The sequence below is a fragment of the Myxococcus sp. CA005 genome (assembly GCF_006518205.1).
Taxonomy (GTDB): domain Bacteria; phylum Myxococcota; class Myxococcia; order Myxococcales; family Myxococcaceae; genus Myxococcus; species Myxococcus xanthus.
Genome location: NZ_SRLV01000044.1, coordinates 59,161 through 70,133 on the forward strand (window position 1 = coordinate 59,161; position 10,973 = coordinate 70,133).

At 68.4% G+C, this 10,973-nt stretch carries 8 protein-coding genes; 3 read left to right on the top strand and 5 right to left on the bottom strand.

Translation table 11 applies throughout. The features are described 5' to 3' along the window. Positions 1-126 precede the first annotated feature (126 nt). Positions 127-2,181 (top strand): radical SAM protein, encoded by a 2,055-nt coding sequence (locus FMQ63_RS20380; protein ID WP_011550823.1) that lies wholly within the window; start codon positions 127-129, stop codon positions 2,179-2,181. 58 nt (positions 2,182-2,239) lie between these two features. Here the strand turns inward: FMQ63_RS20380 and FMQ63_RS20385 are convergent, their stop codons facing one another. The 4 genes from FMQ63_RS20385 to FMQ63_RS20400 all read right to left on the bottom strand — a co-directional run bounded on the left by FMQ63_RS20385 (position 2,240) and on the right by FMQ63_RS20400 (position 7,607). Beyond that, a complete protein-coding gene (locus tag FMQ63_RS20385) occupies positions 2,240-4,687 on the bottom strand; it encodes an ABC transporter permease (RefSeq protein ID WP_011550824.1) in 2,448 nt (815 codons plus the stop codon). A gap of 73 nt (positions 4,688-4,760) precedes the next feature. Beyond that, on the bottom strand, positions 4,761-5,903 hold the full coding sequence (locus FMQ63_RS20390) for an aldo/keto reductase (RefSeq protein ID WP_020478267.1): 1,143 nt from the start codon (positions 5,901-5,903) through the stop codon (positions 4,761-4,763). A gap of 191 nt (positions 5,904-6,094) precedes the next feature. Further along, positions 6,095-6,484, bottom strand: a complete 390-nt coding sequence (locus FMQ63_RS20395; RefSeq protein ID WP_020478266.1) for a hypothetical protein — start codon at positions 6,482-6,484, stop codon at positions 6,095-6,097. 199 nt (positions 6,485-6,683) lie between these two features. After that, positions 6,684-7,607, bottom strand: coding sequence for an oxygenase MpaB family protein (locus FMQ63_RS20400; RefSeq protein WP_026114217.1), 924 nt, complete (start codon positions 7,605-7,607; stop codon positions 6,684-6,686). 166 nt (positions 7,608-7,773) lie between these two features. Here FMQ63_RS20400 and FMQ63_RS20405 point away from each other — a divergent pair, with 166 nt between their 5' ends. Then, positions 7,774-8,724 carry an alpha/beta hydrolase gene (locus FMQ63_RS20405; protein ID WP_011550828.1) on the top strand — a complete coding sequence of 317 codons (951 nt, stop codon included), beginning with the start codon at positions 7,774-7,776 and terminating at the stop codon, positions 8,722-8,724. Positions 8,725-8,854: 130 nt separating this feature from the next. After that, a complete protein-coding gene (locus tag FMQ63_RS20410) occupies positions 8,855-9,418 on the top strand; it encodes a hypothetical protein (protein WP_225909730.1) in 564 nt (187 codons plus the stop codon). Positions 9,419-9,584: 166 nt separating this feature from the next. Here the strand turns inward: FMQ63_RS20410 and FMQ63_RS20415 are convergent. After that, on the bottom strand, positions 9,585-10,973 hold a 1,389-nt coding region (locus tag FMQ63_RS20415), incomplete at its 5' end, for a hypothetical protein (RefSeq protein WP_228556455.1).

Sequence of the window (10,973 nt, forward strand, 5' to 3'; positions counted from 1 at the left end):
TTGTCAGCGCTGCCTTCCTGTTGGGAGGCAGCGCTTCTCCGGGGGCATTCAATTCATGGGAGCGCTCCCGGCGCGCGATGACGCACAGCCTTGTCGGTTCAGCCCAGCACATGGAGGTTCTGGCCCATGGAAACGCCCTTGACGCAGCGGCCCGGTGACACCCCCCAGGAGGCCCGCGACAGCTCGCGACCGGACCTTCATCTCGTCTTCCCTCCGCAGTGGTCTCCGCTCCAGCCCTTCCTGAGCACCCCGTCGCTCAAGGCCTACCTGGAGCAGAAGGGCCACCGCGTTCACCAGGACGACTGGAACGTCGTCTTCTATCGCTGGTTCATCAGCCGGGCGCGCCTGCCCCTGGCGCGGGCGCGGCTGGAGCGCTTCATCGCGGCGCTGACGGATGAGCACCGCCTCTACCGCGCCCGGTGCCTGCAGGCGCTGGCGACGCTGGAGGAGTATGAGCAGCTCATCGTCCAGGTGGAGGGGCTGCGCACCGGCGATACCTACGGCACGATGGAGAGCTTCAAGGACAGCGTGGACGCGCTCAAGGCGCTGCTCGCGGCGTTTTCCGCGGCGGAGCCCGTCATCGAGGTGGGGACGACGTCACTCCAGGATGGCGACGTCCTGGGCTCCATTCCGTCACTGCTCGCCTTCATCGACAACCGCAACGCCAACCCCTTCATCGCGTTCTTCGAGGAGCAGGTCGCGGGCGTCAAGCAACTGCCTCGCTACTTCGGCGTGTCCATCATCGGCACCGAGCAGATTGTCGCGGGACTCACGCTCTGCCGTGTGCTGAAGCAGCGCCATCCGGACGTCCCGGTGCTGGTGGGGGGCAGCGTGTTCTCCCGCCTGGTGGAGAAGGAAAGCACGTGGGTCACCCAGTTGTTCGGCAGGTGCTTCGACTTCATCTGCCGGTACGAGGGCGAGCGCCCGTTGGACCGCTTTCTGTCCGTGGAAGACCCACGGGGAGACCGCCCGCCCAACTTCGCCTTCATGGAGGGTGAGGACCTGGTGCTGACGCCGCTGGGGGACTCACTGCCGATGAGCGAGGTCCCCACGCCGGATTTCGGGGGGCTGCCGCTGGACGAGTACCTGTCCCCCGAGATTGTCCTGCCGCTGTTGACGACGCGCGGCTGCTACTGGGGGAAGTGCGCGTTCTGCTACCACGGCATGATTTACGGCGACCGTTACCGCATGCGCGCGCCCGAGATGATTGCCAAGGATTTGGAGGTGCTCAACGCGCGCCATGGCGTCCGGCACTTCGCGTTCAACGACGAGGCGCTGCCGCCCAAGCTCTTCCGCATGTTGCCGCCCGCCGTCCCCAAGGGGCGCTACTTCTTCACCGCGCTCTACAAGTTCGAGAAGTACTTCACGCGGGAGGACTTCCAGAACATGCACGACATCGGCTTCCGCTCGCTCTACATCGGGCTGGAGACGGCGTCCGAGCGCGTGCAGCGCCACATGCGCAAGAACAACACGCAGAAGGTGATGGTGGACAACCTCCAGTTCGCGCACGACGCGGGCATCTGGAGCCATACCTTCAACTTCTTCGGCTTCCCGACGGAGACAGAGGACGAGGCGGAGGAGACCGTCCAGTTCCTGCTGGGGCATTCGGACATCCTGCACTCGGAGGGAACGGGGACCTTCGTCTTCGAACACAACGCGCCCATTCACCTGTCACCCGAGCAGTTCGGCGTGAAGGCCTTCAAGCCGCGCACGGACACCGTGCTGGACCTCTTCTATGAATACGAGCCCGCCACGGGACTGGACGCGGCTGGCGCGCAGGCCGTGCTGGAGCGCTACAACCGCCTCAAGCGCGAGCGGAAGGTCTACCAGCACGGGCACTGGGTGGACCGGGAGCACCTGCTGCTGCTGCTCAGCCGCTACGGGCGGGACGCACTGAAGAAGGCCTTCGCCGAGGTCGAGGATTCGGACCGGGGCTATTCCGCGGCGGAGCTGCTGCGGGGCTATGCGTTCGACACGCCCGAGGGCAAGCGTCACTTCGTGGTGAACCGGCGGTTGCGCCGGGTGTGCATCACCAACGAGGACGCGGTGCGCATCGTCGGGTGGCTCCAGTTCGGCGCCAAGGTGGAGGACCTGCTCACCGCCTATCCCGCGCTGTCGGCCGCACTGGACCCGGTGCCCGAGGACGTGGAGGAGCTGACAGCGCTGCGCGAAGCGTCATGAGGCCGGACGTCCGTGTCCCTCGCTCCTGGAGACCCCGGGCGCGAGGGACAGCGCCCCGTCATCGCTTCTGGATGGCGATGATGGGGTCCACGCGGGAGGCGCGGCGCGCGGGCAGCCAGGTGGCCAGCAGCGCCACGCCGCCCAGCAACACGGCGAACACGCCGAAGGTCAGTGGGTCCGTCCCGCTGACGCCGTACAGCAGGCTTTCCATGTAGCGGGACAGTCCGAAGGCGGCGACGAGCCCCACGCCGATTCCCAATCCCGCCATCTTCATGCCCTGGTCCATGACCAGCCGCACCACCCGGCCCGGAGGCGCCCCAAGCGCCATGCGGATGCCAATCTCCTGGGTGCGTTGCGAGACGAGGTAGGAGATGACGCCGTAGAGGCCCGCGGTGGCCAGCACCAGGGCGATGAGCGCGAACGCGCCCAGGAGCGTGAGGCTGAGGCGCCGCCCCGCCACGGACTGCTGGATGATCTCCTCCATGGTCATGATGTTGTAGAGCGGCTGCTCGGAGTCCACGGCGCGCACCGCGCCGCGCAGCGTGGCCGCCACGCTAGCGGGCGCCGTGCGTGTCTTGAGCACCAGCGTCACCGCTTGGAAGTACCAGAGCGTGGAGCGCGGATGGTTGTAGGGGAGGTGGACCTCGGGGAGGGGCTGCTGGTCCAGGCCCGCCTGCCGCACGTCTCCCACCACGCCGATGATTTCCACGGGCTGGCCCCCGATGAGCAGCCGGCGTCCCACGGCCTCGCTTCCCGCGAAGTGCCGGCGGGCGAGGGCCTGGTTGACGATGACGACCTGCTCGGCGCTCCGGCCGTCGTCCTCGGTGAAGTCGCGGCCGGCCAGCAACGGTATCCCCAGCGACTTGAACAGGTCCGGGCTGGTCGTCCTGAACTCCGCGAACAGCGTCTTGCCTGGCTCCGCCGGCAGCTCTCCCTCCACGGCGTAGTCCCCGCTGGTCCACGCCGTCTGGATGGGTAGGAGGGAGATGAGCGCCGCGGACTCCACGCCCGGGAGCGTCCGGGCCTTCTCCAGGATGGGCTGGAAGAGGCGCTCGACGACCTCCTCCCGGGGGTACTGGTTCGGGGTGATGGGCAGGTGGGCGGTGAGGACGTGGCGCGGCTCCAGCCCGGGCTCGGTGCCCAGCAACGTCACGAAGCCTCGCAGCAGCAGCCCCGCTCCGACGAGCAGCACCAACGACAGGGCCACCTCCGTCACGACGAGCGCGCCGCGAAAGTAGTGGTGCGCGCGCGACGGAGACTGCTTGGCCCCTGGCTCGGCGAGGCTGGCGCGCAGCGGCGTGCGCGTGGCCTGGAGCGCCGGTGTCAGGCCGAAGGTGAGCGCGCTTCCCACGGATATCAGCAGGAGGAAGCCGAGGACCCGCCCATTGAGGGGAAGGTCCCCGGTGAGTGGGAAGGACGCCCGGACCAGGTTGCCCATGGTGTTCACACCCCAGGCGCCCAGGAGCACGCCCAGCAGCGCGCCCAGCAGCGACAGCAGCAGGCTCTCCACCAGGAGCTGCCTCACGATGTGGCCCCGGCTCGCGCCCAGTGCGAAGCGGACGGCAATCTCCTGCTGCCGCGTGGCGGTCCGGGCGAGCAGCAGGTTGGCCACGTTGGCGCATGCGATGAGCAGCACCAGCAGCACCGCGCCCTGCAGGAGCAGCAGCGTGGGCCGCACGTTGCCCGTCACCGTCTCCGCCAGGGACACCGCCGCGGCGCTCCGCCCGGCTTGCTGCGCGGGGTGCGCTTCCTCGATGCGGCGCGCCACTTCCTTCAGCTCCGCGGCGAGCGTCTGGGGCGGGACCCCCGGGCGCAGCCGACCGAGGACACTCAGGAAGTGCGAGCCCCGGTTGTCCACCCGGTCAGCGGAGGGGACGAAGGGGATGAAGACCTCCATCCGGGCCCCCGCGGGAAAGCCCACCGCCGTGGGCAGGATGCCCACCACGGTGTGCGGCTGTCCGTCCAGCGTCAGCGTGCGTCCGACGAGGCCCGGGTCGGCTCCGAAGCGGCGTTGCCACAGGCCCTCTCCGATGACGACGACGGGCGCGGCCCCGGGCTGGTCATCTCCGGGCGCGAAGCCGGGGCCCAGCTTGGGCGAAGTGCCCAGGAGCTGGAAGAGGTTGGCCGTGGCCGCTACCACGCTCACCCGCTCCGCGCCCTCGGGCGTCATCAGGTTGCGGCCCTGGAACTCGTAGGCGGCCACGCCTTCCAGCGAGGGGAGCTGGGTGGACCAGTCCTGGTAATTGGGCCATGACACCGAGCCCAGCCACGTCGGGTCCCGCGCTGGTGTCGTCTCGAAGAGGCGAACGAGCTGCCCTGGCTCGTGGTAGGGCAGCGGGCGGAGCAGCACCGCATCCACCACGCTGAAGATGGCCGCGTTGGCGCCAATCCCAAATGCCAGACACAGCACGGCCACCAGCGTGAAGACCGGGTCCTTCCGGAGCATCCGCACCGCGAACTTGAAGTCGCTCGCGATGTCCCCCACTCCGTCGGCGATACGGGCCATGTCCACCTCGCGCGGGTAAGCCTAGCAAAAACAGCTCACCCGGCAATGAACCCAGGCCCGGAGGTGACGGTGGTCAGGCCTTGGAGGGGATGGGCGCGTCCCGCGCAATCAACCCTTCCTTCTTCAGTGCCTCCCAGAAGGCGTCTGGAATCGCGACCGTCATGGACTGCACGTTCGCCTTCACCTGTTCGGGCGTGCGCGCTCCAGGAATGACGGAGGAGACGACGGAAGGCGCGGCGGCGAACTGGAGCGCGGCCGTGCGCAGGTCGATGCCGTGCTTCGCGGCAATCGCGCTCATGCGGGCGCGCTTCTCCTGCACGCCGGGCGGAATGGTGCCGTCGTAGAGGTAGCGGTTGCGTCCGGCGAGGTAGCCGGCGTCGAGCGGCGAGCCCACCACCACGGAGATGCCGCGCTTCTCCAGCGCGGGGAACGTCTTGCTCAGGGCCTCCTCGTGGTTCGTCAGCGAGTACTGCGTGGCCAGCAGGAAGATGTCCGGGTCGCTGACCTCGAGGGCGCGCAGCGCGGGCTCCGCTCGGTTGACGCCGAAGCCCCAGGCCTTGATGAGGCCTTCCTCGCGCATCTTCGTCAGCTCGGGGATGGCGCCCTTGATGGCCTGGTCGAAGTACTCCGTCCACTTGTCGCCCATGTCCTGGTTGTCCGGCGACAGGTCGTGGATGAACACGATGTCGATGCGCGACACGCCGAGCCGCTGCAGGCTGTCCTCGACGGAGCGGCGCACCCCGGCGGCCGAATAGTCGTATTGGTAGTTGAAGGGGGAGGCGTCGCTCCACAGCAGCTTCGGCGGCGGCGCGTCCGCGGCGGTGAGGATGCGGCCCACCTTCGTGGACAGCACGTACTCGTTCGCGTCGCGGGTGTGCAGGAAGCGGCCGAAGCGGCGTTCACTCAGGCCCAGGCCGTACCAGGGCGACGTGTCGAAGTAGCGCACGCCGGCGGCCCAGGCGGCCTCCAGGGTGGCCTGCGCCTGCGCGTCGCTGGTGGACGCGAAGCCATTGCCAATGGCCACGCCGCCCAGGCCAATGCGGGTGGTGGGCCGGAACTTGTTGCCCGGCGCGTTGGTGGGAACGGACCGGGTGGCGTGCTTGCCCTTCGTCGGCATCACCGTGCCTTCGCCCGCGGCGCAGGCGAGCAGGGGCGCGGCGGCGAACGCGGCGGCCCCGGTGGCGGCGGCGGAAAGGAATTGGCGTCGAGTCCGCATGTCTTCCTTCAGGAAGTCCGGGCCGGGCGGGCTCGCGGGTGCGCGCATCCGGAAAGGTGAAGGAAGGACCGTGTCGGTGACACCGTGGTGTGTCAATCGGATGGCGCCGCGATTCGCCGGGCGCTCATCACCTGACTGTGAAGCCCCCAGTCCCGAGCACGGGGCGTAGGGGCTTCACGGGGCGCGTCACCTCAGTGGGGAGCGATGCCCTGCTTCTCGCTGGGCGTCTCCGTGTAGATGGACTTGAACATCGAGGCCAGCCCATTGACGGTGGAGCCGAAAGCCTCCACGCCCGCCTGTTTGTAGTTGCCCTTCTTGGCGCTTTCGAAGGCGTCCCGGCCGAAGTTCAGGGCCTCGCGCTGGTGGGCGTTGACCTCGCTGCGTTCCCCCGTCTCCACCTTCTTCACGTTGTCGATGACGCTGGCCTGGGAGCGCGAAGAGATGCCGATGTTGTGCCGGTCGAGAATCTGGTTCACGCCGCCGACCGCGTGGGCGTAGTCGCTCTGCTTGCCCTGCGTGGTCTGGTCGATCTGCTGCCGCATCGGATTCTGGAACGTGTGGTTCTGCTTGACCTTGAACATGGCGTTTCCCCCGTGGGCCTTCGCGGCCCCGCGATGTGTTTCTTGAAATGATTGTCGGGGTATGTGGGCGAAAGTTTCCTGTGCGCGCTTTTCCTCACACAAGAGCGCCAGTCTGCGGCTTGTGTGCGAGGGTGGCCGCAGGCGTTGGAAGAAGTCAGGCAGGCTGGTTTGGCGGCTGCCCTTGTGGACGCCGGGTGCTTCAGGGGCCGCCCTTGGATGGCGCGCGCTGAGGTGAGCCCTCCGCCGCGGCGCCATGCTTCACGGGACATGTCCTGGGGAAGGTTCCCAAGGATTCGACGGCGTAGCCATCCGGGTAGCTGCGGATGTTCGCGCGCTGCCGGGCGTAGGCGGGCTCCTTCTTTGGAGACAGGGCGTAGCGGACGAACGTGCCGCGCGCCTTGAGCGCCAGACGGAACACCTTGCGGCTGAGGCTGGACGGGTGGGGGTAGTGGAACGCGTCCAGCAGGGCGTCCTCCATCAGCGTGCGCGCGAAGAGGGTGACCAGCCGCTTGGGCGCGAGGTTCGTCGGCGGGAAGGTGGTGAGCAGCTCCAGGGTGGCGTCCGCGACGGCCTTGCTGCGCGCGTCGAAGGCGAAGTGCGTGGCTTCGTAGCCATCCATGAGCGAGGTGAAGGCCTCGTAGGTCTCCGGGATGTCCTGGATGCCCATGTGGCGGCCGACGGCGCGGTAGTAGTTCGTCCAGCCCGTCACTTCATGCGGCGTGAAGGGCCGCCAGCCGAAGTCCGCAATCCAGCGCACCGGCATCACCACGAAGGTGGAGAGCACGTAGCGCATGTCATCGTTGGAGATGTCATAGGCGCCGTGCATCTGATTCATGCGCCGGAAGGCGCTCCGGCCTTCCTGGCTGGCCATGCCGTGCTCCAGGATGGTGTCCAGGATGAGCACGGTGTCGTCGTAGCGCTTCTGGGTGCGCTGGGTGAACTCGTCCGTGTCGTGCAGGAGGACGCCGATGCTGGGCACCGCGTAGGTGCGGAACAGCGCGAAGCTGAGCGCCTGTTCGACGTCCCAGGGGAACTCCCGGGTGGCGAGGATGCGGACGATGTCTTCGTGTTGGGTCTGGGCGTCGAGGCGGTCCGTGAGGTCGCGCAGCGCGAAGCGGTTCATCCATCGCTCCTCTGTGAATGCGAACGCGGAGTCTAGCCCAGACAGGGCCTGCCGCGCCCGCTGGCGCCGCGTCGGGTCCTTGCCCGCATGGTTGCTGACGCTCGCGCCCGGGTTGGCACCTTTCCGGCGGCGTCCGTCCCGGGCGCCGGACCAAGGAGCAGCGCGCATGAACCTGGACCCTTCCACGCAGAAGTTCGTCTCGGACCTGGCGGCCTCGAACAGCCCGCCGCTGTACACCCTGACGCCAGAGCAGGCACGGGAAGTCCTCCTCGAGGCGCAGTCGATTCCAGTGCCCATGCCAGACGCGGACGTGGAGGAGCGCAAGCTGCCCGTGGGGCCCAGGGGCTCCGTCCGGACGCTGCTCTTCCGGCCGAAGGGGAGCAAGGAGCGCCTGCCGGTGCTGATGTTCGTCCACGGCGCGGGCTGGGTGATGGGAGATGCCAGGACGCACGAGCGGCTGGTGCGGGAGCTGGTCAAGGGGGCGAATGTCGCAGCGGTGTTCGTGGACTATGGCCGCTCGCCTGAGAACAAGTTCCCCGTGGCCATCGAAGAGGCCTATGCCGCGACGAAGTACGTGGCGGAGCACCCGGACGAATTCAACGTGGATGCCCGCCGCATGGCGCTGGTGGGAGACAGCGTCGGAGGGAACATGGCGACCGTCGTCAGTATGCTCGCGAAGGAGCGCGGGGGGCCGTCCATCCGCTTCCAGGTGCTCTTCTATCCCGTCACCGACGCCAACTTCGACAACGGCTCCTACCAGGAGTTCGCGGAGGGGCCGTGGCTGACGCGCAAGGCGATGAAGTGGTTCTGGGATGCCTATCTTCCGGAGGCCGGCAAGCGCGTGGACCCACATGTTTCCCCGCTGCGGGCGTCACTGGACCAGCTCAACGGCTTGCCCCCCGCGCTGGTCATCACCGACGAGAACGACGTGCTGCGTGACGAGGGCGAGGCCTACGCGGCGAAGCTCTCCGAGGCGGGTGTCAACGTCACTCAGGTCCGCTTCCTGGGGACGCATCACGACTTCGTCATGCTCAACGCGCTGGCGCAGACGCCGGCGGCGCGAGGCGCCATCGCGCTGACCACCACCAAGCTGCGCGAGTGGCTGCACGCGAACTGAGCCAGCCTTTCATTTCTGAGAGCCGGCCGGGGAGACTGGCGCGCGCATGACGGGCGCCGGCTCTCCAAGGCAATGGCTGCATGACGACTGCCTCTCAATCTTGGCGGCCCCCGCTGCGTTGGAGGTCGCCATGAAGCGTCTGTCTCTCAAGTCCTCATTCGCTGTTGCCAGTTGCGTGAGTGGTATTGCCGCGCTGGCGTTCACGGTCGCTCCCTCGGCGGCGTTCGCGCAGGTTCCCCCACCCGAGTTCAGCCTGGTCGAGTGCACGCAGGGAAACCAGAGCCAGAACTATGCGCCGGCCATCACGCTCTTCGCCCGCCTGGTGAGTGTGACGGGCTCGGGGCAGTTCTCGTCCTGTCTGGATGAGACGAACCCCGGGATTGCCTTTGGTTCGTTCACCATCACCGGGAATGGCGCGGCGAGCTGTCTGATGGCGAGCGTGCCCACCCAGAACACCGTGACCTGGAATGACGGCTCGCAGAGCGTCATCGAGTTCATCGATGGGGTGGATGTGCGGCCGGTGGGGATGACGATGGTGACGCTGCTGGGCCGGGTCTCCAGCGGCCGGTATGAGAACGCGCTCGCCATCAAGACGCTGGACGTGTCGTCCGTGCCCGGGGTGACCCAGTGCGTCCTCGGCGGCGTGCGCTCCGCCACGAAGAACGTCTCGCTGTCCCTGCTGCGGCTGTTCTAATCGCTGTCTTCGGTATTTGATTCGCTGGGGCCTGAGGGCGTGGCCCCAGCCGGGGCGAACCGTGGCTGTCAGGAAGGCGCTGCCCGCGGGGCCGCAGGTCCTCAATGTGGACAGCAGGGCCGTGCTGCTCACGTGCTGAAGGCGCGGGCTCCGCGCCGGCTCCCCCTCAGGGCCTCAGTCGTAGGAGGAATCCATCCCGAGGGCGAGGGTAGGGCGTGCCTTCTGGAAGCGAGCGCGCCAACGCGCCCGCCGCGACCGTGTAGCCGCTCGAATCCACCGCCACCGTGCGCGCCAGGGTGGGGCTTGGACTGGTGAAGCTGCGCACCCAGAGCGAAGCGCCGTCCTCCGGATGGAGCCGGGCCACGTAGAGGCCCGCGGGCACGTCGCCGTCGCCCAAATCCAGCCCGCCATCATGCGAGCCCGCCAGGGTGAGCTGCTCGGCATCATCCGTGGCCAGCGCGGTGGCGGTGGCCGCGAAGGAGCGCGCCCAGCGTTCCTTGCCATGGGTATCAAAGACAGTCACGAATCCCTGATAGCCGCTGGAGGTATGAGGCTTCCCCTGGAAGTAGAAGCGCCCGGAGAAGTTCCCACCGACGAAGACGCGGTCGGGGCCCACCGCCAGGGCATTGGCGGTGCCCTCGGTGCCACGCAAGTCCCGGCTCCAGGCGTGTTCGCCGCCTGAAGACAGCTTCAGCACGAAAGGCGTGCGCTGCCGCACCGTGACGAGCGCCGGCCCGCCAAAGCAGACGGAACCCGCATAGGCCCCCGCGATGTGCACGCCGCCAAAGACATCCACCGCTACGGCCCGGGCCGTCACCAGGCCTTCGCTCCCCGCGGCCCAGGTGCGGCTCCAGCGCGTCTGGCCGCTGGCGTCCAGGCTCACCGCGAAGGCGGAGCGCTGGCCCTGTGGGGATTCCCTCACGCCGTCGCCGAAGTCGCGTTGGCCCTGGAAGTCTCCCACCAGCACCACGCCGCCAGTGCCGTCCGGCGCGAGCGCATTGACGGTGAGCGCACCCGTGCCGCCGAAGTTCCGCACGCGCTCCAGCGCGCCCTGAGGCGACAGCCGGGCCAGGAAGGCTCCGGGCGGGATTTTCACCGCGCCCTGCGCGAAGCCTGCGGACAGGCCGCCCAGCCACGCGTTGCCTTCGCCATCCACGGTGAGCCCGCCCACGTGCGCGCGCGCGGTGTCTGCCTCCGGTGTCAGCCCATGCGCCCAGCGCAGGGTGCCTTCCGAAGAGAAGCGCGCCACCAGCAGGTGAGGCGCTCTTGATACGTGGTTGAAAGGCAGGGGGCCTCCCCCAAGGTCCAGAGGCTCACGGTAGGTCGCCGCGACGAGGACGTCCCCGTCGGGAGCCACCACGGCATGTGGCGCTTCGCTGTCCCCCAGCACCAGCGGACGCGTCCACGCCAGGACCCCCTCGCCCTCACCTGCAGCCGACCCCGCCACCTCCAAGCCCGGGGCGCGGGCTGCCGCGTGCGCCCTCTCCCCGCACCCCACGAGGAGAAGCCCGAACGCCAGCACCCCGATTGCCCATCGCCGCCGCCCCACCATCCC

Bases quoted from the DNA above. Each gene is read 5' to 3' on its own strand.
- FMQ63_RS20380 (WP_011550823.1), top strand. From the start codon at position 127: ATGGAAACGCCCTTGACGCAGCGGCCCGGTGACACCCCCCAGGAGGCC.
- FMQ63_RS20385 (WP_011550824.1), bottom strand. From the start codon at position 4,687: ATGGCCCGTATCGCCGACGGAGTGGGGGACATCGCGAGCGACTTCAAG.
- FMQ63_RS20390 (WP_020478267.1), bottom strand. From the start codon at position 5,903: ATGCGGACTCGACGCCAATTCCTTTCCGCCGCCGCCACCGGGGCCGCC.
- FMQ63_RS20395 (WP_020478266.1), bottom strand. From the start codon at position 6,484: ATGTTCAAGGTCAAGCAGAACCACACGTTCCAGAATCCGATGCGGCAG.
- FMQ63_RS20400 (WP_026114217.1), bottom strand. From the start codon at position 7,607: ATGAACCGCTTCGCGCTGCGCGACCTCACGGACCGCCTCGACGCCCAG.
- FMQ63_RS20405 (WP_011550828.1), top strand. From the start codon at position 7,774: ATGAACCTGGACCCTTCCACGCAGAAGTTCGTCTCGGACCTGGCGGCC.
- FMQ63_RS20410 (WP_225909730.1), top strand. From the start codon at position 8,855: ATGAAGCGTCTGTCTCTCAAGTCCTCATTCGCTGTTGCCAGTTGCGTG.